A 23,890-nucleotide genomic window follows, 5' to 3' on the forward strand; every position below is an offset into this window, starting at 1 on the left:
GGGTTTTCCTGAGCCGGCTGAGAAAAGAACTCAGGCCGACTTGAGCATTTCCCGCACGACATAGTGCAGTATGCCTCCATGGCGGAAATACACTGCCTCATTGGCGGTATCAATCCGCGACCTGAGCTCGCAACTCGCGGTGGTACCGTCTTTGTAGACTACCGTCATGGTCAGTGTCTGACCCGGTTTTATATCACCGGATAACCCTTTGATACTAATGGTTTCTTCACCTGTGAGTCTGAGGCTCTTGCGATCCGTGCCTTCTGCGAACTGCAAAGGCATAACGCCCATACCAATCAAATTTGAGCGGTGAATCCTCTCATAGGACTCGGCAACCACGGCGCGGACACCAAGCAAGCGCGTACCTTTTGCTGCCCAGTCACGGCTGGAGCCGGTTCCGTACTCTTTACCGGCAATAACAACGAGCGGTGTTCCCTGCTCCTGATATTTCATGGCAGCATCGTAGATGGGCATTTGTTCCCTGGTGGGCACAAATTTCGTGAAACCACCCTCAACATTTTCAAGCATTTCATTGCGGATACGAACGTTCGCGAAAGTACCGCGCATCATCACTTCGTGATTACCACGGCGCGAGCCGTAGGAGTTGAAATCCTTAGGCGCTACCCCGTGCTCCTGCAGATATCTGCCAGCAGGAGAGTCAGCCTTGAATGAACCGGCCGGAGAAATGTGATCAGTGGTAACCGAATCACCCAGCAGCGCGAGAATACGCGCATCCTCTATATCTTCAATCGGCTCAGGTTCTTCGCCCATACCTTCAAAGAAAGGCGGGTGCTGAATATACGTTGATGTTCCAGACCATTCGTAAACCTTGCTCTCTGGCACTTTGATTGACTTCCATGTGTCATCGCCATCGAACACTTCAGCATATTCCTTACGGAACATCTCAGTTTTCACCTTCTGTACCGCTTCCGCGACTTCCTGCTGACTGGGCCAGAGGTCTTTAAGGAATACAGGGGTCCCGTTTTTATCAATGCCCAGAGGCTCTTTATCCAGATCCAGCCGCACGTTGCCAGCCAGCGCATAGGCTACAACCAGGGGTGGCGATGCCAGCCAGTTGGTTTTCACCAGCGGGTGAACCCGACCTTCAAAGTTACGGTTACCAGAGAGAACGGAGGCTACGGTGATGTCACCATCAACAACAGCTTTTTCGACCGCGTCGGGCAGCGGCCCGGAGTTACCAATGCAGGTAGTACACCCATATCCCACCAGGTTAAACCCGAGTTTGTTCAGGTCGTCCTGGAAACCACCGACCCGCAGATAATCAGTTACAACTTTGGAACCAGGTGCCAGGGAGGTTTTCACCCAGGGCCTGGTCCTGAGTCCTTTCGCAACCGCTTTCTGGGCAACCAGGCCCGCGGCCATCATAACGCTGGGGTTAGATGTGTTCGTACAGGAGGTAATGGCTGCAATAACCACGGCACCAGGATCAAGCCGTGTCTGCTCGCCGTTGAGTTCCAGGTGCTGGCTCGACGGATGGTGGTAGCTGTCATCCACACCGACCGCTGTCTGGCCACCTTCCGATTCCAGGTTGCTGTTGCGGATGTCGCTGGCATTTGGTGCACCCTCAGCAGTTGCCATCAACAGCTCGAAGGTCGATTTCATGTTTTTCAGTGCAACCCGGTCCTGGGGCCGCTTCGGGCCTGCGAGGCTTGCTTCCACTTCACCCATATCAAGTTCCAGGGTGGCAGTGTAGACCGGCTCATGCCCTGGTTCACGCCACAAACCCTGAGCCTTGGCATAGATTTCTACCAGATTCACCTGCTCGTCTTCACGACCGGTCAGGCGCAGGTAATTGAGGGTTTGTTCATCCACAGGGAAAAAGCCACAGGTTGCCCCGTACTCCGGCGCCATATTGGCAATAGTGGCGCGGTCTGCCACCGGCATATCCTTGAGGCCATCGCCATAAAACTCCACAAACTTGCCAACCACGCCTTTCTTGCGCAGCATTTCGGTCACGGTCAGAACCAGGTCAGTGGCGGTAATGCCTTCGCGCAGCTTTCCTGAGATCTTGAAGCCAACAACTTCCGGGATAAGCATGGACACAGGCTGTCCGAGCATGGCGGCTTCTGCTTCAATACCGCCAACACCCCAGCCAAGAATGCCAAGACCGTTTATCATGGTGGTATGGGAGTCTGTTCCAACCAGAGTGTCCGGGTAGGCTATGGTTTTGCCATCCTGCACTTTGTGCCACACAGTTTTACCCAGGTACTCCAGGTTTACCTGATGACAGATCCCCGTGCCCGGCGGAACTACCCGAAAGTTATCAAAGGCCTGCTGGCCCCAGCGCAGAAATTCGTAACGCTCCTGATTACGCTCCATCTCTATGGCTACGTTGTCAGAAAAAGCGCTAGCCGTCCCGAACTCGTCAACCATAACCGAATGATCAATCACCAGATCCACAGGCGACAGAGGGTTTATCAGCGCTGGATCCTTACCCGCCTTTTGCACGGCTTCACGCATGGCGGCCAGATCAACCACGCCGGGCACACCGGTAAAGTCCTGCATCAGAACACGGGCGGGGCGGAACTGGATTTCGGTATCAGAGTGCCGGTCCTTCAGCCAAGAAACCATGGCTTTGATGTGAGTCTGGTCTACCGTTACGCCGTCTTCGTTGCGTAACAGATTCTCCAGCAGCACCTTCAGTGAAAATGGCAGGCGGCTGATATCCCCTAATGATTCAGCCGCCTTCGGCAAACTGTAATAATGGTAGGTCTGATTGCCTGCATCCAGACTACTGAATGTATTCAGGCTATCCTGGCTGAGAGTATCACTCGACATGGCACGCCTCCTACGATGAGTAGAGTACCTACTACTATTGCATCGTTTTGGCAGACTTCAACTCCCAGCCATTAATGTTCACTATTCAGTTTGTGAATGGGAATCCCCAAAGGGGATTCCCGCAGAGTTGTTAATGTGTTTTGTACTCAGTAATCAATGCATCTACCTCTGCGATCATACGGCTGATTTCAGCAGCCAAGGCCTGGGATTTCGCTGCTTCCTGCACGACCTCCTGGCTCTGTTCAGCGACCTGTTGAACGCTCTGGTTAATCTCGCCAGATGCCACAGCCTGTTGTTCAGTAGCCGAGGCAATCTGCAGGTTCATCCCACTTACCTGAGCGATTGCATCCTCAATATCCGCGATTGCTTTACCGGTCTGGGTCATCGCTCCCAGGGTCTCCCGCGAGCGGGTCTGGCCCATTTCAATGGCAGCCAGAGTTGCCTCGGAAACGTTAGCCAGGCCATCAATGGTGGCACGGATTTCAGTTGTGAAATCCTGTGTACGCCGCGACAGATTGCGGACTTCATCTGCCACTACGGCAAAGCCGCGGCCGTGCTCACCTGCACGGGCAGCTTCTATGGCCGCATTCAGGGCAAGCAGATTGGTCTGATCTGAAATATCATTGATCGAGGCGATAAATGCACCAATAGACTGCACTTTATCCACCAGTTCAGAGACCATATGCGATGAATCCGTCAGTGCAGAATTGGTTGCTTCGGTCATAGCAATCGCACTCTGGATATGGCGAGCACCCTCGGCTGACGCCTCTGATGAACGGCTCGCCGACTCCGCGGCAGACTGTGCGTTGCGGGCCACATCCTGGATGGTTGCCGTCATCTGATTGGTGGCTGCTGCCGCCTGGTCAGTCTGAGCTTGCTGAGCGTCGATTATCTGGTGAGTGGTGGTGCCCGCAGTCGTCAGGGCTGAGGCTCTGGTATGCAACTGCCCGGAAAGCTCCCGCACCGAATCAATCAGCTCTGAAAAACTGTTCATCATGGTGTTAAAGGCAGTAGCAGCAAGATCACCCTTGGCGTTGTTCAGACGGCCGCGCAAATCCTGCTCATGATCAAAAGCGTTAACCAGCGCAATGATTTCCCGGGAGCGTTTCTGCTCAACGGCCATTTTGACTGCGAAAAACGACAGTATTCCTGCCTCAAAAACCACGAAAGCGGCGTGAACTGCGGTAATAGACCAGCTGCAACCATAATTGAACAGCATTACCGGCATACCACCGACAGTGACCTCAGACAGCTGTAACGCTGTCAGCACCAAATGGTGCACCGCTATCAAGGCAGCCGCTGCAAACACCGTCAACCAGTCGCGGTAGGCGATGGTAAGCGCCAGAGCCGAAAAAATATGGAAATGCATCTCGATGCGCCCAAGCTGGGCCTGGATCATGGTAGCCGAGAACAGCATCAGGCACATGCTGAGCAATACACCGCAGGCACGGGTACCCCGCAACACGTTGTAACCGGCGATGGCCAGAACACCAATAACTACAGAAGCTGTGATCGCAAAACCATAGGTTCCATAACCCCAGGGTACAACCAAAGCTACTACTGGCACGTGCCCCAGCAACAGCCAGAGCATGTTGCGGTCTGTACTGAGTAATTCCTGCTGCTGAAGATGTTGAATATTATCCCTTGAACTCACAATGACACTCCATTTTAAAATCTGGTCCGAGCCGGACCTCTCACCAATTAAACTACTTACCCGCCCTGGCGTTTCAGCCTTTGGCATGTTCCATAAGCTGCACAAGATCGGCACTCACCCTGTCTAAATCCAGATCGGGCGAGGCGTACAAAAGCTGCCGCCGGTCGTCTGCTGTAACTACGTAAATTCGTGCACCATGGTTGATTTCCTTGCTCACACCTCCCTCACGGGCCGAAAAATCTCCATACTCCTGTGCAAGCTCCTGCGCTTGTCGAAAGCTCGCCGGGCGCACAGCGCGAAAGTTCGACCCCATGGTTGCCATAACGCCATCCAGCTCTTCCTGGCTGTCGCTTTCAGGATCCAGAGTCACAAATACAAACTGCACGGGATGGCCCTGCAAACGATCATGCAAGGCTTTCAGGTTCAACAACTGCAACGGACAGACGGTACCGCAGCTGCGGTAACCAAAAAACACAACGTTCAAACCACCATCAGGCACATAAGCACCCGGCAGGGAGGGTACAGGAACATCCGTTTTGTAACCGTAAAATCCGGCTTTTCCATCAATTTCATTTAACAGGCCCTGCGCAAATGGCAAAGCCGCCGCCAGCACCAGAGCGGTGAGCAAAAAAATAGCGGAAGCAGATTTCATTACAGGCATAGTATCTTCAGAGGTGTAGCGAGCCATTCTCGCCAAAGGCGGTCCTTATAACAGTTAGCGGCCGTTCTGGCGTATTCTTTAACCATAATTTTTGCGATCATTAACGCCTATTTCTATCCAGGCAGGAATTCACCCCACCATGAAACACGATTGCCACTATCACCCGGGCGACCCTGCCAAATGGCACTGCGGCGAGTGCCAGGTGCACTATTGCACCCGCTGCATGCCAGACGCGGATATCCGACAACGCCAGGCACTGTGCCCCAGGTGCAACAAAGCCATGCGTTATCTGGGCGCCGCGACCGAAGTAGTGCCTTTCTGGAACAGACTCGGAGCCTTTTTCCGTTATCCGTTCCACTCTGATCCGCTGATGGTTATTGCAATCTGCACACTGGTACCTGTTATTGCCCCCGCCAATCTGATCGGAATCCTGATCTGGCTTGTGCTGGCGCTGGCTCTGTTCAAGTACACCTATGCCGTAATCAACCACACAGCTGAAGGCCATCTGAAGCCGCCGTCGGTATCTGTTGCCTTTACCGGCAGCGGCTTCAGTATTGTTATTCTGCAGTTGCTGGTTTTTATTCTTATGGGCGGACTGGTTGGCGCGGCCGCCATGCTGGGCGGCCCCTTGCTGATGATGCTGGCATTGGCTTTCGTTGTACTGGCACTGCCTGCCAGTATCATGGTGCTGGCCATGGAGCGATCGGTGGGAGCCGCTGTCAACCCGATGAACCTGACCAGGTTGATTTCTCGCATCGGCACACCTTACTTCCTATTATACGGCTATCTGATTCTGCTCACACTGGCATCTGGTGTGGCCCAGGATTTCGCTCTCAATCACTTCCCCTTCTGGTTCTCGCAACCTTTGTCGGGCTTCCTGAACAGCACTTTTACGCTGATTCTGTTCCACATGCTTGGCTACCTGCTTTTCCAGTACCAGGAAGAACTGGGATTCGCTTCGGATATTCAGGACGAGGCATCGGAAGTGGATATGCAACAGCGAGACCGCAGCACCCGTTTCGACGCAGACATAGACATGAACCTGAAAGACGGCAATTATGACCGTGTCCAGGGGATGCTGAAAGAAGCATTGAAGCGAAACCGGGACGACCCGCTGCGTATAGGCCAGCTCTACCAGTTACTGACTGCACAGAACGACATTACAGAAATTTTCCATTACCACCCGCGTATTCTGGGCTGGCTGGCCGACCGGAACGATGGTGAGGGCATAGCATCTGTACTCGCCATGCTTGAGCAGGTGGAACCTGGGTTCAAGCTGGATGACCCGGATCTGTCTGTCCGCTGTGCCCGCTGCCTTTATCATAGGCAACAGTTCAAGCCCGCTTTGCGGCTGCTGCAGGATTTTCACAAGCGTTTCCCGGACAGCGACGAGTTAGCTCCGGCCTATCTGCTGGTTGCCCAAACGCTTGCCAACGGTATGGGACAATGGGAAAAGGCGACAGCCTTCCTGACGTTTATTCAGAAGCAGTGTGCTAATCACCCTCTACACGAACAAATTTCCGTATTTCTGGAGCAGGCGGGAAAGCGGGAACCTCTTAAGGGCCCCAAAGCGACATTTGTAGCGCCGGATTAGGGCAAGTGTCGCGCAGGCACCCTCAACTCGCCTGAAGCAGTTGCCGGTAGTGACGCGCCTTGGGCTCCATTTCCAGCTTCTCAAATTCTTCAACAAGTAAACGACAGGCTTCTGCGGTCAGCAAGGGGTCATCAGCACTGCGGAGGCGCTCAAAAGCTTTTTCTGCTGCTTTGAGATCGTGCTGCTTGAGACTGATGAAAAGCACACGGTTGTGATCTTCCGCGCCGAGAGGGTGATAGCTCTCCCCTTTGCCAAGGTATTCCTGCCATATAGCAATCGTTTGATCCGGTTGCCTGCGACGCAGGGTATCGTTCATCAGCTCGCGGGTAAGGGACAGGTATTCAGGCAGGTCCGGGCGCAATTTTGCGAGGTTATACAGGTGCTGCAACAAAATCGGCCGGTCCGGATATTGTTTGCGCAATGCTTCGAACTGTCGCCGCGCCACGTCGAAGTCCATGCGCCCCAGGCTTGCCATGGCCTGAGCATAACCTGTTGTGAAGCGATCATCCTGTTCAGCCTCTTCTGGCTCAAAAAACTCCTCGCGCACCTGCAACCAGCTTTTGCCCAAAAGCCACACCAGCCCGGCACCTGCCAGCAGGCCACCGGCGTGCGCCATATAGGCAATACCAGTCGCGCCAGCAAACCAGTAATCGTAGATTTCCTTGCCGAGCCACACCGGCAATACCGCCAGCGCGGGCGCCCGGAAGTAGTTGAAGTACACGCCGATAAAGTAAAAGAAGCGAATTTTCTGTAAACCATAAATGGCCACGTACATGCCCATCAGGCCGGAAATAGAACCGGATGCGCCCACAAGCGGAATATGGCTACCCAACGAAAACACAGTAAAAACAATGCCCGACAGCGCGCCGCACACCAGATAAGCGAGCAGAAAACGCCCAGGACCCAGGGCTTTTTCAACAGTGAAACCAAGAAGAAACAGAAAGACCAGATTACCGATAATATGCCCCCACCCGCCGTGCAGGAACTGATAGGTAATCAGAGTGTATAAGGACAGTTGCGCCGGAATCAGACCAAGCTGCTGAGAACTCAGACGCTGGATATAAGTTTCTTCAATGACTGTGCGTTGCTCCAGCCAGCGCACCCGCTCTGCCGGAGTCCAGATAACATCGCCATTCCGAAGGAGGTACTGGTAGAACTCACGGTCCATGAGCAATCTGCCGGCAAGCCAGAAGTTCTCGCCCTCCTCTCTCAGCTTCTGGAACCTCTGAAGCTCAAAAACCTGATCATCCTCACCTTCAAAGCGAATCTTCCGCTGCAGGTAATCTTCATAGGCAGGAGCTTCCAGCGACGGCAAACCGAAATCTACATAAGTACGAACTGCCTGCTCCAGCTTGCGACTGTCTCCGGCCTGGTAAAAAAGAAAAACCAGAATACAGGTGAACATCAGTCCGAGGGTGACCCAGGGGGGGCGCTTCCAGTTAACTGCGTTTTCAGCAGGAATAATCAGCATAGGTGGTCACAATTCATCATAATCTGCCCCTGAAAAAATGCTTTTTATCATATCAGTGTCTTATTTTCGCGCTTAAATGGTTTTCAGCGCGAATGTCATGTCGACCATCCGCCAATTGCTGTTATTTCTGTCTCGACCAATAGTGAGCAGGAATAACAAGAAAAACCAGAGATCTGGAACAAGGATACCGCAGATGACCGTACTCGTATTGGATAACCCGGAGTTGATTGCCAAAGCTGCCATAGCATCCGGCTTTAACGCCGCCGCCCTTAGTGGTGAAAGCAAGCCGCCACACCGGATGAGATTTCACTATGGCTTCAACAAGCACGCACTGGACAGTTCAGACAAGGCGATTGTGCGGCAACATGCAGTGTATCTGAGGCAACATCCGACCATCAGCGTCCGGATTCATGGCCACTCAGATAATTTTGGTGCCGAGGACTACAACCGTTTCCTGTCCAGACTGCGAACCAGCTCTGTGGCGAAACTTCTGATGGAAGAAGGTATTGCCGAGTCCCGTATTCTGGTCACCTGCTGGGGGTCTGATCGCCCGCTGGCTACTCCGGATGACCGGGCAGCCAATCGCCGTATAGAACTGGAATACCTGACCCAGGATATGGCCAGAGCACTCTAGGCAAGGCGTGCAGAAGACACATCAGAGCAGAAAATAACACGGGGCCGGAATGCGTGGCCCCGAAAAGCAAAAAGGCTGACCCTTGCTATCAGCCGTATACCTGCCAGACATTCCATAACAACAGAACCGCCGTAACCAGAATAGCCAGCCAGGTCAGTAAAATACCGATCGCCCGGGCTTTATGTGGCCCGCCGCTACCGTTAATCATGCCCCAGGCATGAAGGAACCGGCCGACGACCAGAGCCATGCCAGTCCAGTAGATAATGCCGCTGGCAACCCCGTTCAGCTCTGCAATACCCAGCATGATCAAGCCAAGCGGTGCATACTCCACAAGGTTGGCGTGGGCGCGAACGGCGGCCTCAAAATCCCGATCTCCGGTAGTACCCATGCCCATTTTGTACTTCAGGCGGAATTTCACCACCTGGGCAGACAGCACCAACAACAGAATACCAAGAACAGCAGCAAACACTCCGGTAACAGGTACGATCATCTTCAGCTCTTGCCTCTATTTGCGGAACTTTTACAGGTAGGAAATACAGCCCCGCAAAGATTGCCCTGTTTTTACTGGTGGTTCAACCACACTCCAAACATACTAAACCAAAGCCCCCATGCAACTCAGAGACTGGAGATAGCTTCCGCCATCGCTTTGTGGCAGCGCTCGACCAAAGCAGGAACATCCCTGGTGGTAAGCCCCGTCGTTTCCACCGGGGGCAGGATCCGGATAGTCACCGGCTCACGTTTGCCCCACCAGCCCAGAGTCTTTTTGCGATACTCCGCGTTGCAGACCATAACTATCGGGACGCCGGCGGCTACCGCAGCATAAAAAGCTCCTTTTTTGAATTTCTGCAACCCGCGCCCCTTACTCCGCGTTCCCTCCACAAAGACCCAAAGACTCTTCTTGTCACGGGTGATTGCATCGCTGGTCGCCTGCATTACCGCTACGGCTTTGCGTGATCTGGCACGATTCAGCATCACATTGCCGCCCAGCCAGAAAACCTGGCCAAAAAACGGAACCCAGATCAGTGATGATTTCCCGACGGTTACGGTTCGCGGTGGCACCAGATCACCCATAACGAAGAGGTCATCGTTGTACTGATGGTTGGCGATGGCAACCACAGAACGATCCCGGGGCATTAATTCAGCGTCCACCACTGGGCGTTTCATGCCCAGTATGGCACGGCCAGTGCGGGCCAGTGCTATGGCCAGCAACCGGTTATTGTCTGGATTGAATGGCCTGAGGATATACAGTGGCAAGGCGAACATACAGATGACGGGAACGCTGAGCCAGGCCAGAACATTTCTTAAAGCACCCATGGGGAAAACTCTGCAACAGGATTTTGGCGCACAAGTGTACGCCAAGTTCACAGGCCTGCAACAGTATCCGTTTGTTGCACCCGGGCCTCGACCACATACCGGAGAGGACCGCCGGGATCCATACTGTCAAATGGATAGCAGGTAACCAGGAGGAGGGTATCCGCAGACAACTGGCGGGGATCAATAAACTCCGACCGGCTGTCCACGATTCTGGTTTCATGTACGCGATAACTCTGCCACCTGCCGTCCCGGCTTTGCAGCCGCAGTTCGTTACCGGGTTCCAGATATTTCAGGGGCCGGAAATGTGTGTCCCTGTGTCCTGCGATTATGACGGCGTCTTGCGGATCCTGGGAGCCCATCATCTGCCCGGGCCCGAAAGCCAGGCTTTCCCCGTGGGTACCCGCCAGCACAATCATGGAGTCACCCAGATCCGGAATGGACAGTTTTGCAACAGGCCAGGTGTCCGCCCAGGGCCATGGCCGCGATTCGGTCTGCCGCGCCTGGCTTTCAGCCCAGGCAATCTCCAGCAACTCCTGAGCAACCACAGCTTTCAGAGGAATCCATAGCCCGAACACCAACAGGGTGGCGGAGCTTGTTATGAGTAACAGTAGCAAGCGGTTCATGGATAAGACCGCCTTTGCAACAAGGCGATAGCAAAGCTGAGCATCAGGCCCAGCAGCCCCAGAGCAACAAGCAAAGGCGCTACGGTGGCCGTCTGCGGGTAGCGTGCCATGCCGGGCTGAGAGCCGGCAGGTAACAGAGTCGGCAGATCGTCTTTTAACAAAGCACTTTCCAGATCACGGGCCGGCGTTGCATCCACCGCCACAAAACTGGTGTAAGGCGACATCAGGCTATGCTCAATTGCCAGCCTGGTGATTTGTGCTTTATCCGCCTCCTGAGCCTGAATCCGCGCCTCGTCCAGCAGGCTATCTATCTTCTCCCGGGCCCAGTAACGGTGTAAGCCCGTACCAGAAGCCGCCTGTTGCAAATCCAGGCTTCGCTGCCATTTTCCACCACCCGGCAAACGACCTGAAACACTCAGCTCACCGGCTGCCGGCACGCCTCGCACCACCTGCAACAAAGGCTCACCCTGAAACAGATCCCCGGGGCGCTGCGGAAAACTGTCTTCCTGCACTGATGCTGACTGGCCCGGCCAATGTACCTTGATGTCCGTCAGTACCGGCGCCTCCATGGCCGCAAATAATCTGGCCAGAGGGCCACTGATATCCGAAAGATCCTGAACTGAGGTGTAGCTACCGCGTCCCCAGCGTGCGGCCTCACGCATAAAATGTCTGTTCGGCGCTGAACCTATGGCCACCGTAAACAGCCTCTGATCGCCAAGCTGGCGACGGATCTGGCTGAACAATGCCAACTCATTGCCAACCGCACCATCGGTCATGAACACCACTTGCCGTACTCTTGGTGCAGCATCCTCCAACTGTTCGTCTGCCCCTCGTTTCTGGCTTTGGAACGCGAGGCTCAACGCCGGTGCCATTTCTGTGCCCCCGTCAGCCTGTAACCTGCTAACGTAATGGCGTGCACGGGCCAGATTATTGGCTGTCGCCGTTTCCGGCTGTACGAACAGTGCATGGGGCTGAGAGTTAAACTGAATCACGTTGAAGCGGTCACCCGGGGCCAGTGTCTCCAGGCCCATTTGCAAAGCCTCTTTCGCCTGCCGGATCGATTCCCCGGCCATGGAGCCGGAAGTATCAATCACAAACGTCAGTTCTCGTGGTAAACGTGTTTTACCAGCTCGCCCCGGCACCACCATGGCCAACAGATAGTCCTCTCCTCTCCAGCGCTGCTGAAAAACAGCAGCCCCGGGTTCCTGGCCGGCAAGAGGCTGCCAACGCAAGACAAAGTCACGATTCATCACAATCTTCCCCGCCTGCGGCTGAACGGTCACTACTGCGCCATCCAGCTCAGTTGCAAGGTCATGGCTGGGGCTCGACACCTGCGCCAGCGGAAGCCCGGCATCAATGGTGAACCTGAGCGAAGCCCGATGGCTGTCAGCAGCCACATTTGCCACACCCACCGTAAACGGGCTGATGGAATCCGCATCCGGGACATCCGTGGTGGGTACCGCCCAGCCACCCTTCCACTGCTGTGGCGACGTAGCCAGAGGCTCACCAGGCATATATCTCGGCATCAGGGTCGTTGGCACACTGAGTTCAAAAATCCCGTCCTGGTAGTCCACCAACTGCTGGTAGTTCAATTCCACACTTACCCTGGCCCCAGGCGGAATATTCGCCACCCTGGTAGTGAAAAGATTCGGCCGCTGCTGCTCAACCGTCGCTGCATGACGCCCTGAATCCCGGGCTTTCTCATAGGTTTTCTTTGCTTCCTCACGGGGCTGAACTTCCCCCACAATGGTGCGTTCGCCCACTTTCATGGTGAGCCCATATACACTGGCGGTCTCCGGAAGTGGAAACACGAACACACCCTCGCGCCATTGGTCGCTGGTGTTCCTGAAGGTGCGCACCAGACGGCTGTCCGCGATCAGCCCGGTGACCCGCACATCGAAATCACTGCCCAGCACCAACGCAGGTTCCTGCCACTGCCCCTTGGCATTCACAAAGTGCAGCACCCCCGCCGAATCTTCACGGCCGGTACTGGCTTCGGCATAAAGTGGCTGAACAAACAGCATCAACAACACCACCAGCCACAAACTGACACCTTCCATAAAGTGCTTAACACGAAGCTTCCGGCGCGCGCAGGGCCGTCCCATGGGGCTGGAGTCCCTTCCGAAACCGTGCGGAGCCATGGATGGCGGAGCCGAGCGTACAGGGAAGTATTCACAGCGTGTTCCGGAAGGGACTCCAGCCCCGTGGAAGGGCGGACTATGACGGTAGGACGAAACACCAAACTGAGAAGAGAGCGAAGAAAACATCATGGCAAGATCCTTGAGCTGCATGATTCAAAAAGACCTCGCCATTACAACAATCCGAAAAGGCACTCCCGTGGCAGAATCAAACATTCCGCTCACAAAAAATGATGAATTGTGGCAACACCCTGAGCTAACCTTGCTCTTACGGCCTGCCATGTTTAAATAGGCCTTCATTGCCCAGGGATAACAGTCAGAAAAATGAAAAAACACCTTGTCCTGATAGAGGATGAACCCGCCATCCGCGACAACTACCGCGCAGCCTTCGAACGCCGGGGTTACCATGTGTCCACCTACGGTGACCGCGCATCCGCATGGCAGGTGTTACGCCAGAACCTGCCCGACCTCACCATTATCGATGTAGGTCTGGGGAATGAACCGGAAGGGGGATTTACCCTGTGCCAGGATTTGCGCTCATTGTCTGGAACGCTGCCCATCATTTTTCTGACCGCCCGGGACAGTGACATTGATTCTGTCCACGGCCTGCGCCTGGGAGCTGACGATTACGTCACCAAAGATATGAGCATGGAGCACCTCCTGGCTCGGGTCACTGCCCTGCTGCGTCGTGCCGATGCCTGGGCCGAAGCCCGGCAAAAACCGGACGAAGTGGTCAAACGTGGCCGCCTGGATCTCAATGTTGATCGCATGACGGCCGCCTGGAATCAGGCCGCACTGGACCTCACCGTGACCGAGTTCTGGATGTTGCATGCGCTGGTACAGCACCCCGGCCACGTGCGCAGCCGCGAACAACTGATGGAGGCTGCCAGCACAGTTCTTGATGACAATACGGTGACTTCCCACATCAAACGCATCCGGAGCAAGTTCCTGCAACTGGACAGCACCTTTGACAGCATCCAGACCGCCTATGGCATGGGCTATCGATGGGATGCCCGTGAGCTCTGATTCGTGACACTCAAGCGCCAGCTTTTCGTTGCCAGTCTGTTGATGCTGCTGATCCCCTGGGCCGGCCTGCAGTTTGTACTGGAGCTCGACCAGGCTCTGCGACAACAGGCTCTCCAGCAGTTACAGGATCAGGCTGAACGGCTGGCGCAGACCGCCGGAGACCTCAGTCTCGGGCTTCCTGTTGTAGCATCCCGGGCGCCATCCATTTATGTTGAGAATATCAGCAGCCCCCTCAACCTGGACGGATACAGTGATGACTGGCCCGGTTACGACGAGGGGGAACAGTTCCAGCCCTGGCAAACTGCCGGATATCAGGATCTGCCAGCGAACAATGCCGGTAAACCGACTATGCAATGGCAGGCGGCAACCGATCAGCGCCACTTGTATCTATTGATACGTGTCAGTAACCACCAGCCCATATTCTTCAACCCCGGCACCCCTGACCAGCTCCATGACCAGCTCATGATCTGGCTGGAACCAGCAAACGGCAATCTGAATCCAGATAAACAATCGGCCTCCTGGATGATTCGCACGCCTGCGCCTGGCCGTGTTTATGCCACTACAGGAGGCCCCGAATACAAACCGGACTACAGGGTGAACGGGGTCTGGCAGCCCGCGGGTAATGGCTGGCAGATTGAACTGCAACTGCCCAAACCACCGCAAGGCAGCCGGTTAGGCTTTGCCGCCCAGTGGCAGAGCAGCCCGGAGTCTATGCTTACATCAACATCTACAGACCCACTTCCGATTCTGGTTGAGCGCAAACCCGGGCTGGAACGACAACTCACTCCGGGGATGAGCAGGGGCCAAATTGCCCGGCTGATTGAACCGGCGGGGTGGGTAATCGCACAGCAGTCAACGCCTTCCCGGCAGCCACGACCGGAGTTTGAAAGCCTCAGCCCCATACAGATTGTTGAACATATCAGCCTCAATGCCTTGCGGGCACTGGTGCGATTTTATCAACCCAGGCCAGCGACCCTGGCTACAGACACCAACCGGCTCGAGATGAGTTCCCTGCAGAGCGAGGGTCTTGTCCGCCATGCAGACGACAGCGTCTGGCTGATGACTACACACCCGGTATTTGGTGGGCGGACACTGGTGCTGGAACAATCTCTGGACCAGTTATTAACCTTGTCCGGCTCCACTCTTGGCTCCGTTATTGCCCGCAGCACAATTATGATTATCGGCCTGACTCTGGTTTTACTGGGTTATGCAAGCTGGCTTTCCTGGCGCATAACCCGTTTACAGCGCGCAGTCAGTGCCAGCATTGATCAGGACGGCAGGGTTATCGGCACTATTGCCACTGTGCCTGGCGCCAGAGCCAGGGATGAGCTGGGGCAACTGCAAAACCACTTCGCTCAGATGGTCGACAGACTACACGGCTACAACCGGTATCTTGAGAGCTTTTCCCAGCGTTTATCCCATGAACTCAAGACGCCGGTTGCCGTTGTACGCTCATCGCTGGAAAACCTGCCTCACAGCAAAACAGAAGAAGAGCGTTCCCAGTATATCGGGCGCGCAGCTGCAGCAACGGAACGTTTGCGTCAAATCCTTCACGGCATGAGCGAAGCTACGCGCCTGGAGCAGAGCTTTGATCACGCAGACAAAGAAGTGTTTGATCTTGCAGAGGTCATTGGCCAGGCAACTGCGGCTTACCAGTCTCTGGATGAGCATCACAGGTTTCAGTACACCGGGCCGGCTTCCGGTGTCACTTTGACTGGCTCCCCGGAACTGATCGTACAGCTACTGGATAAACTGGTTGATAACGCCAGAGACTTTACACCACCAGATGGCCGGATTATCACGGGCCTGGCACAAACCGGAAATGAGATCTGCCTGTCTGTTTTCAACGAAGGGTCAGCGCTGCCAGCCAGCCAGGACACCAGTATTTTCAGCCCCTTCGTGTCTGTGCGGGAAGGCGGGGAAGAAGGCCATCTTGGCCAGGGCCTGCTGATTGTTCAGCTGATCGCCGATTTTCACGGTGGGCGCATAGAAGCAGAAAATGAGATCCAAAGCAGTATTGAAGGTGTCAGCTTCCGGGTTATCATTCCAACTGCCCATTCTTAATTACAGGATAACTCCTTACCGTGAGCGCGCTACTTGAGTCTCTCGAGATTCACCCTCTCAGAGACGATCTGTACAACGAGCTGCATTCCCGGCCTTTTCAGGTTATTCCCTCCCCTGCCCGGATAACTCATATTGCGGTACTGACAACACCGGAACAGCGCCAGCAGCAGTTTGATCATCTGCAGATGCTTTCCCGGGAATTGGGCTATCCTGTCCCGGAAAAGGAAGTCGGGTGTTTCGAACAAACGTTTGGCACCTTGCGGGTACGCAGGGAAATGCATATGGAGTTCGCCTCTTACACCTTCATAAACCTGGCGGGCAGCGACTCGGAACCCTTTGCTGACACCGGTATCACGCCCCTGCCAGAGGGCTGGCTTGAACAACTGCCGGGCACAGTGATTGCGGCCTTTCATCTGGACATTCTGCCTGCAGAATGTGGCGCCGATGGTGATCCTGAATATATACGCCAGTACTTCGAAGGATTGCGTCTGGTTGGCAGCAGCCCCAAAGAAGGCGCAGCAAAAGTCTGGAGTACGTTCAGGCTGCACAAAGATGGGTTCGGGCGCTTTATGGTAGTGAACCACAAAATGTCAGATAGCCAGCTCGGCCGTCTGACCCAGCGCCTGATGGAGATTGAAACCTATCGGCTGATGTCACTTCTGGCACTGCCCGTTGCCCGGAAAATCTCCCCGGCTCTCAATGATATGGACCAGAAGCTGGCTGTCATCACCCAGGCACTGGCGGACGAGCATGATGTAGATGAACAAACGCTGCTTGCCCAGTTAACCAATATTGCAGCCCGCATCGAAGCATTCCGGGCCAACGCCACCTTCCGTTTTTCCGCCACCCGTGCCTACCATCGGCTGGTACTGACACGACTGGAAGAACTCAGGGAAGATGAGCTGTCGGGACACCTCACACTGACAGAATTCATGACCCGGCGTCTGACACCAGCGGTTAAAACCTGCGAAGCAGTCAGCGAGCGACTGGAAGACCTGTCAAGAAGGGTGGACAGGGCCTCAGACATGATGCGCACCCGGGTTGAACTGGCGATCCAAAGCCAGAACCAGCAGCTACTGAGTTCCATGGACCGGCGTTCCAAAATCCAGCTGATGATGCAGCATACTGTTGAAGGCTTCTCAGTTGTCGCTATCACCTATTACCTGATTGGCCTGCTCAAACTGGTTCTGGATTCTGTTTATGAAGCCGGGATCATATTCAACAAAACCCTGACGCTGGGCATTGCTATTCCTGCCACTCTGGCACTGGTGTATCTGAGTGTACGATTCGTCCACCACCACTTCATACGCATGGCAAAACGGCAATAGACCGGTCTTCAGCGCGCAGCCCCACCTCCGGAAAACTGGCGATAAAACTGCTGAGCTGTACGACCATTGCGCACGCCTTTGGAAGTTGCAAAGCGTATGGCCTCGCGGTGCAGGTCTTCACGGTCAGCAATATCCGGAAACAGGGCATCAACTGCCTGCAGATAAACCTCCTGAGAAAATGCGTAGAAAGAGAGCTGCAAACCAAAACGGTCAGCCAGAGAAACCTGTTCTTCTATTGCCTCCGCAGGATGTAGCTCCCCATCCTGCACCTTGCTATTAAGGTTATCGGACATAAACTCCGGCATCAGGTGCCGACGGTTAGATGTCGCGTAAACCCGAACATTTTCGGGCGGCAGTTCCAACGAACCCTCAAGCACACTTTTCAATGCCTTGTAACCGGTTTCTCCCACATCGAAGGACAAGTCATCACAGAAAATGATAAAGCGGAATGGTAAATCGCAGATATCGTCAACTATCTCCGGCAGGTTAACCAGATCATCCTTATCCACTTCGATGATTCGCAAACCACGTTCGTTATAGCGGTTCAGCAATGCCTTGATCAGGGATGACTTGCCGGTTCCTCTTGCGCCCCATAGCAGCACGTTATTCGAAGGGTCTCCTGCGAGAAAGCGCTCGGTGTTACGTGCCAATGCCTGCTGCTGCCGGTCGATGCCGGTCAGAGCTCCCCACTGAACCGGGTCAAGGCGCCGCACTGCGCGCAGACCTGCACGATGGCGGCGCCATACCGCAGCAGGGGTGGATGACCAGTCAAAGGATTCGTTACCAGACATAAGCTCTCTTCCTGTTCAACTATTTACAGACATAGGCGCCAGCTCGTTGGAGGCGGATCGGGCATCAGTATATCTGGACAGACTGCACTGGAGCTATCAGGGAGAGCCCATAAAAAAGTGCAGAGGTTGGGCCTCTGCACTTTTTCGGGGGTCAGAGTACGGAGTAATCAGAACTGAAACTTCAAGCCAACCTGCGCGGTATCAAAGTCCGGGCCATCGTTATTCAGCTGTCCATTGAAGTCACTCTCATCTATATCGACGTTATAACGGTTGTATTCCAGAAAGGTGGTCAGATTTTCCGTAATCCGGAAATCAACACCGGCACCGACAACGGGGCTTACGTCGTCGTAGGTCTCATCCTCATCGAATGCATCCACGTCGAGGGCTGCCGCAAAAGCACCGGCTTTTGCATAAACACCGAAGCTCTCGGTTACCGGAAGGCGCCCGATGGCTACCAGGGCTCCACCCTTAAGCTTGCCATCGACATCGTCCTTACCGAAATTGCCGAAATCTACATAATTCGCTTCCAGAGCAAAAAACTCGTTGAACTGGTAGCCAAGGCCTGCGCCGTATAGATCGTTCGAATCATCAAAATCTCCACCGTGGGACTTGTAGCCGCCGTAGCTACCCTTGATATAAGGACCGGATGAATCACGATCTGCGGAGCCTTGAGCGAAGGCTACAGGAGCTGCAAAGACACTGGCGGACAAAACAGTTGCTAATGCAATACGAGAGTTAGAGTTCATAATGCTTCTTCCTCACTAGTAGGAGTTTCATTCGTCGTTGCATTCCCAAGGGCACAGTAATGATTGGTTGCTGTCCCTGGAACACGTGCTCCTACCCTAGTGATTCTGATCCGGCGTTTGGGTTACATCCGGACTAAAATCTCTTCATCTTCTCTTAATCGTCCCTCCGAAAAGCTATAACAACCCATTGTTATCAATAGTTTATTTATCATGAGCGCGTATTTATCTCAGGCAGAGGACGCAAAAGCTGAAGTGTGCAGACAAGGAAATAACTGAATTATCGGGAGGCGAAAGGCTGTTCGGTGGGAGAGGTATCTGCAGAAGATTCCGGCGCATCTCCTGATTCACCCTTGTCCTCGTTGCCAGGGTCAGACGACTGGCGCATCAGGGTCATGCCACCCTGAAGCAGCAGTTGTTTCAGCCTCGGATCACCCTGCTCCGCTATGCCAACAGCAAAAGCCAGTACTGCCGCCTCCAGCGGATTGCGGGTAATCAACGAACGCAAGATATCGATGGGAGAAGCCGAGCCAGAAGCGGAGGGGTTGCTCTGTGTATCACGCAAAGTTCTGGCCGGGCGGGTCATGCGGTAAAAAAACAGGCCCAGCAAACACAGGCAGACTAGCCCGACTATTGCCATGGCTCCCGGCTCACCCACAACGGGAGCCAGGGCCAGGGTCGCTGCATGGACGAGCAGATAGAAGCCAGTGATCAGCAACGCAGTAAGCAACACCAACGCAAGAACTATCCCGGTGATAGCCGCGACAGCCTTACGGAGGATGCTCTGGATAGCTGCAGAATCAGCGATCAAGCATTTTGCCTACAATAATGCCAGCGAGGAACATGAGGATAATGCTGAGAAATGGCTTCTCCTCTATCTTGTGCTCCACACTTTCGACGGTCTGTGATCCGGCTTCAGTGGCACGGGCAAGCGCCGCATCGCCCCGCTTGCGCAGCTGCTCCAGGGCTGCGCGTGTTTCACGGCTTATTTCGTCTTTCAGGCTGTTGGCATTGGACTTCTGGCCATCTGCAACCGCTTTGGTCAGCGCTGCAAGATCTTCCCGCAGTAACTGAAGATCCTCTTTGACGCGGTCGTAATCACCTTTTGCAGGTTGCTTTTCCATGTGTTGTCTCCTGATGGGTACCGGGTTTCATTCGACAACGGCCGGACCAGATCCCTACATCAACTGGCCTGCATGACCGCTTAAAAAACACTCTAGCACAGGGCCAGGAGTTCGTAACTGTACACAGATACCTCAGAAAACACGGTTGCATTATTCTACGCAAAGCCCCCGACCAGCCCTTACCAGTCCGGTTCATCCCCCCGCACAGGTATAAAACCTGCGAGGGGAAGTAAGCCGGAAGCAGCCTGTAAACATGCCGCTCCTGGCATACCTGTATCGCTTTACTGCGCGGAATACTCGTCAATACAGACTGCGCGGGATACCGTATCCCGACAAAAGTTTCTGGGTGAAAGGGTTCGTATTGCTAGCCGCGTGCAGGCGATACCGCATTTCACCGTCATCAACCTGAAAACGAACATCCACCGCGCTGCTGCTGACGCCGGTTATGTCGGCCTTGTCCAGGAGCCGGAACAACGCCCAGGGCCCGCTCTGGGAGATACTGCGCGGTGAACGATTGACCTGCACCGGCACCAGGGTAATCCGGCTTTCCACCGTCTCTCTCAGGGTATTGGGCCATACCAGAGGAATACTCTGGCGCGGGCCGTGACTGAACTCCACCAGCTGGCCATCAAGGTTCACCACGCTGCGACGCTTGTTGGATGACAGGTTCAGTGGCTCAAGTGCAAACTCCACATCCAGTGTTCCACTACGGGTAAAGTAGGCGCTGCGAATTTTTTCGGCTTTCTCCAGAGACGCCAGTACGTCGCGGCGCACCAACCCGGCCCGGTGAACATCTCCTACCTGTTCCGGATGATCCTCCAGGAACAGCTTCAGGTTGTCCTTATAGAAAGTGTCCAGCACGCCATCTGGCGCAAAGAACTGTTCAAAATCCTGCAGGGCAACGTCACGACCGGAATCGACGTTAAACGGATAGTACCTCGCCAGGTTTTGCTGGAAAGGCTGATAAACCTCCTGATACCACTCCCGTTCAAGTTGCGCTACCGCCTGATCCAGCAACACCCGCCAGCTTTCTGTGGCAAGCCGGTTCATCAGCCTGTTCAGCGGCTCGGGCTGATGAGCCGCCATCCGCTGCAGGGTAAAGATAGGATCTGCGCCCTGCAGGCCCATTCTTGCCCGGGCTGCAGCCAGCGCTGCCTTGCCGGTGTCTGGCGATTCCTGCACTGCACGCATGTATTCGTGCAGATCGTTAACCACCAGCATCACCTGTTCAAACCCACTGGGCTGATCTCCGTTGCTTTTACGGGTGAGCTGGTTCAGGTCAGTGAACTGGCGCTCAATGTTCTGCAACATGCGGAAGTGTGCCGACTGTTCAAGCAGTTCCCGTGCGGCGGCGCCATCCCCTTCCGCTGCTGGTATCAGCTGGGTATTCCGACGGACCTGCTCAAGAAGATGTGCCAGTGGTTCATGACCACCAGTAAGGCTTTCCAGTACACGAACGCCGTGGTTGAGGTCTTCAAATTCCTGAATATCAACCCGGTTCAGAGCCATGCGCCAGGCGTTGGCGTAGTGCTCGGCATAAAGATTCTGCAAACTCGCCCTCAGTTCTGCTTCATCGGCGCTGCTGAAGTTGACGTTATCCCGGCGCCCCAGCACCCATGCATCTATCAGGGCCAGCTCGGTTACTGCATCGGATTTACGCAGGAACCACTTTTCCAGACCATCCCGGGTCAGCAGCGCGGGAATCCTCAGAGGGTCCTCTTCCCATTCATCAGCCTGCTCCACATGCTCAAAGACATTGCTGAACGCTGGGCCAGAGGCACGGGCAAGATCGACTGGCTGGCTGAAGTCGCGGCCTGCTTCAATCTCCAGATCCCGGTATACCCGATCTGGCGTAGGTATACGGCCCAGCTCATGTTGCGACCACTGAACACTGCTTTTGAAAGGTGCAAGAGCCATATCAGCGGTAACATCACCATTGCGGGCCTGGTCCGCAAGATCGGTATAGACCATGGCGTAATCGAGATGGGCCATGAGCCTCTGCTGGACATCGCTCTGGCCAGGAAAGGCGCCCTGCCAGTATTTGCTCATGTAGGCCGTTACAATATCGTTCCTGCGGCCGCTGGCATCGTATAGCATCCGCAAAACACGCAAATGCTCAAGGCGTTCCGGGCTATTGTCTGGCGCCCGGCTCATTTCACCCATCACACCAAACATCAGGGCCGGCAGGTACTGATAGGCCAACATATCCAGGTATGAGGCTTCCACTTTCGGCCCGATTTTGTGGCCCTTATACAGACCCATGTCACTGACCAGCAACCACTGCTTGCGATGATCCCCGAAAGCCAGCGTTGCCTGGCGTAACTGGTCCAATGGTTCCAGCAGATTGCGGCCGGTAGTATCTGGCTCATAACCTACCGGCTGCCAGTTATTGATGAAGCCCTGTACCCGTGTTTCAACCGACGCTGCAGCCTCGGCGTTCTTGATGAAATAATGTTGCCAGCCCGCGGTTATACCTGCACCTGCGCACACAGCCACAATGGCGGCCATAGTTACCCGGCGCTGACGACCACGCACAATCCGCCGGTTGTCGCCGGCAAGCCCGGCTTCGGGATAGATAATTCCGGGGAAGAGGGATTGGGTAAACAGATTTTCGGACTGACCCGTGCGCTGCGCGGGCTGAATAGGGCCGGACACCTGATAATGACTGGCTGCAGCGGAGACAAAAGCATCTTCCGGCACGCCTTCCTGTACAACAGAGGTGAAGTATGTCCCGCGAACCAGTGCCGGTGTCGAAAAAGCATCCGCAGACAGAAGGCTGGCCAGATAGGTTTCAAGCACTGGCTTCATGCCCGCCAACTGGCGCGTAAATGAGTAGGCAGCCGCCCGCTCCTCAGCATCACGGGTGCGGGACAGGACATCCGGCAAACGGTCGTTCAGCCGCGCAACCATCTCGCTGAAGCGTTCCGGGAATTCATTCAGCCAGTCATCGTTATCCAGCTGACCTTCCAGCAAAAAGGTAAACCCGAGAGCCTGCTCTTTCTCCTGTTTACTTAGGGTGCGGACAAACGGTCCAAAGCCATAAAGCAGATCCATTTTGGTGAAAGACACATACACGGGCAGGCGTGATCCTATCTGCTCCATGAGCTCTCTCAGGCGCGTGCGCAACAAAATTGCATGGGCTTCCCGCTGCTCATCACTGGCTGTACTCAGGCTAGCCAGGTCCACCGCCAGTATCACGCCGTTGAGCGGGCGTTGCGGGCGATTGCGTTCAAGCCACTGGATAAAATGTCCCCAGAGCCGCTGTTGTATTTCCTCCGCAGCACTGTTTTCCTGATCACGCCCCTTGTTTTGGCTCTGGCTCAGCAGCTCACCATCCGGGTCAATCAGCACGCCGTTATCACCGATCCACCAGTCGAATCCATACGGATTGCGATCTGCGCGATTGTTACGGGTAACATTGGTCAGTGTATAAGTCTGGCCGGAGCGCTGGATAAGGCTGGTTTTTCCTGCATTCTCTAACCCCATGACCAGATACCAGGGCAACCGGTAGACGCCACGGCGCCCGGGCAGGTTGTTCTTCAGTGCTGAGAGCTGGCGGTCCAACAACCTTTGTTGCCGGCGCTCCATAGGTAGAATGGGATCTTCCTGTTCCTTCTGTGCCTCCGCCTTTGCCGCAGTAACCTTACCCAGACGACGTGCGAGCATAGCTGCCCAGATCATGGCAACCAGTAATATAACGCCCAGAGTCACCAGGGCTCGCATTTGCCAGGATGCCAGCGGGAAGCTTTCACGCACTTCCCATTTTGGCCCGAGCCACCAGGTGGCTACTAACAGCACAATCAGGCCAAGCGCCAGGGTGACCGGTGCCGCACTCCGAATGTATGGCAGAAGCCAGCGACCAATGAGTAATGCTTTTCTCCACATGGTATCCATACCCGCTGTTTATACGTAGTGAGGTTGCCAGG

18 protein-coding genes are annotated in these 23,890 nt (G+C 54.8%); 5 read left to right on the top strand and 13 right to left on the bottom strand.

The features are described from left to right. Positions 1 to 30: 30 nt before the first annotated feature. From acnA to DS878_RS13610, 3 genes are all read right to left on the bottom strand, one after another. On the bottom strand, positions 31 to 2,799 hold the full coding sequence (gene acnA / locus DS878_RS13600) for an aconitate hydratase AcnA (RefSeq protein WP_113816455.1): 2,769 nt from the start codon (positions 2,797 to 2,799) through the stop codon (positions 31 to 33). 130 nt (positions 2,800 to 2,929) lie between these two features. Beyond that, positions 2,930 to 4,453, bottom strand: coding sequence for a methyl-accepting chemotaxis protein (locus DS878_RS13605; protein WP_261977852.1), 1,524 nt, complete (start codon positions 4,451 to 4,453; stop codon positions 2,930 to 2,932). A 73-nt stretch (positions 4,454 to 4,526) separates the two neighbouring features. Further along, entirely contained in the window at positions 4,527 to 5,105 is a 579-nt protein-coding gene (locus DS878_RS13610; RefSeq protein WP_222837469.1) for an SCO family protein, read from the bottom strand. 148 nt (positions 5,106 to 5,253) lie between these two features. Between DS878_RS13610 and DS878_RS13615 the strand changes: the two genes are divergently transcribed. Beyond that, on the top strand, positions 5,254 to 6,708 hold the full coding sequence (locus DS878_RS13615; protein ID WP_113816458.1) for a hypothetical protein: 1,455 nt from the start codon (positions 5,254 to 5,256) through the stop codon (positions 6,706 to 6,708). Positions 6,709 to 6,730: 22 nt separating this feature from the next. On the opposite strand, the gene DS878_RS13620 is transcribed toward DS878_RS13615, so the two are convergent. Continuing rightward, positions 6,731 to 8,179, bottom strand: coding sequence for a rhomboid family intramembrane serine protease (locus DS878_RS13620; RefSeq protein WP_113816459.1), 1,449 nt, complete (start codon positions 8,177 to 8,179; stop codon positions 6,731 to 6,733). 193 nt (positions 8,180 to 8,372) lie between these two features. On the opposite strand from DS878_RS13620, the gene DS878_RS13625 reads away from it, so the two are divergent. Continuing rightward, positions 8,373 to 8,813 (top strand): OmpA family protein, encoded by a 441-nt coding sequence (locus tag DS878_RS13625; protein ID WP_113816460.1) that lies wholly within the window; start codon positions 8,373 to 8,375, stop codon positions 8,811 to 8,813. 88 nt (positions 8,814 to 8,901) lie between these two features. On the opposite strand, the gene DS878_RS13630 is transcribed toward DS878_RS13625, so the two are convergent. From DS878_RS13630 to DS878_RS13645, 4 genes are all read right to left on the bottom strand, one after another. Then, positions 8,902 to 9,303 carry an MAPEG family protein gene (locus tag DS878_RS13630; RefSeq protein ID WP_113816461.1) on the bottom strand — a complete coding sequence of 134 codons (402 nt, stop codon included), beginning with the start codon at positions 9,301 to 9,303 and terminating at the stop codon, positions 8,902 to 8,904. Between the two features lie 125 nt (positions 9,304 to 9,428). Beyond that, entirely contained in the window at positions 9,429 to 10,127 is a 699-nt protein-coding gene (locus DS878_RS13635) for a lysophospholipid acyltransferase family protein (protein ID WP_113816462.1), read from the bottom strand. Between the two features lie 47 nt (positions 10,128 to 10,174). Continuing rightward, the gene (locus DS878_RS13640; RefSeq protein ID WP_113816463.1) at positions 10,175 to 10,750 is read right to left on the bottom strand and encodes a class GN sortase; all 576 of its coding nucleotides are present in this window, start codon (positions 10,748 to 10,750) and stop codon (positions 10,175 to 10,177) included. Further along, positions 10,747 to 12,855, bottom strand: a complete 2,109-nt coding sequence (locus DS878_RS13645) for a marine proteobacterial sortase target protein (protein WP_261977853.1) — start codon at positions 12,853 to 12,855, stop codon at positions 10,747 to 10,749. Before DS878_RS13645 ends, DS878_RS13640 begins: the two co-directional genes overlap by 4 nt. A 357-nt stretch (positions 12,856 to 13,212) precedes the next feature. Here DS878_RS13645 and pdsR point away from each other — a divergent pair, with 357 nt between their 5' ends. The 3 genes from pdsR to DS878_RS13660 are packed head-to-tail and all read left to right on the top strand — an operon-like array spanning position 13,213 to position 17,306. Next, positions 13,213 to 13,914 carry a proteobacterial dedicated sortase system response regulator gene (gene pdsR / locus DS878_RS13650; RefSeq protein ID WP_113816465.1) on the top strand — a complete coding sequence of 234 codons (702 nt, stop codon included), beginning with the start codon at positions 13,213 to 13,215 and terminating at the stop codon, positions 13,912 to 13,914. Positions 13,915 to 13,917: 3 nt separating this feature from the next. Further along, a complete protein-coding gene (locus tag DS878_RS13655) occupies positions 13,918 to 15,978 on the top strand; it encodes an ATP-binding protein (protein ID WP_113816466.1) in 2,061 nt (686 codons plus the stop codon). Between the two features lie 20 nt (positions 15,979 to 15,998). Further along, a complete protein-coding gene (locus DS878_RS13660) occupies positions 15,999 to 17,306 on the top strand; it encodes a DUF3422 family protein (protein WP_113816467.1) in 1,308 nt (435 codons plus the stop codon). 8 nt (positions 17,307 to 17,314) lie between these two features. Here the strand turns inward: DS878_RS13660 and DS878_RS13665 are convergent, their stop codons facing one another. From DS878_RS13665 to tssM, 5 genes are all read right to left on the bottom strand, one after another. Continuing rightward, positions 17,315 to 18,097 carry an ATP-binding protein gene (locus DS878_RS13665; RefSeq protein ID WP_113816468.1) on the bottom strand — a complete coding sequence of 261 codons (783 nt, stop codon included), beginning with the start codon at positions 18,095 to 18,097 and terminating at the stop codon, positions 17,315 to 17,317. Between the two features lie 167 nt (positions 18,098 to 18,264). Next, positions 18,265 to 18,843, bottom strand: a complete 579-nt coding sequence (locus DS878_RS13670) for an outer membrane beta-barrel protein (RefSeq protein ID WP_113816469.1) — start codon at positions 18,841 to 18,843, stop codon at positions 18,265 to 18,267. Between the two features lie 277 nt (positions 18,844 to 19,120). Continuing rightward, positions 19,121 to 19,651 (bottom strand): hypothetical protein, encoded by a 531-nt coding sequence (locus DS878_RS13675; RefSeq protein WP_113816470.1) that lies wholly within the window; start codon positions 19,649 to 19,651, stop codon positions 19,121 to 19,123. After that, positions 19,641 to 19,964, bottom strand: coding sequence for a hypothetical protein (locus DS878_RS13680; RefSeq protein ID WP_113816471.1), 324 nt, complete (start codon positions 19,962 to 19,964; stop codon positions 19,641 to 19,643). Before DS878_RS13680 ends, DS878_RS13675 begins: the two co-directional genes overlap by 11 nt. 300 nt (positions 19,965 to 20,264) lie before the next feature. After that, positions 20,265 to 23,858, bottom strand: a complete 3,594-nt coding sequence (gene tssM / locus DS878_RS13685; RefSeq protein ID WP_113816472.1) for a type VI secretion system membrane subunit TssM — start codon at positions 23,856 to 23,858, stop codon at positions 20,265 to 20,267. Positions 23,859 to 23,890 lie beyond the last annotated feature (32 nt).

Source organism: Marinobacter sp. F3R11 (genome assembly GCF_003318275.1).
GTDB lineage: Bacteria > Pseudomonadota > Gammaproteobacteria > Pseudomonadales > Oleiphilaceae > Marinobacter.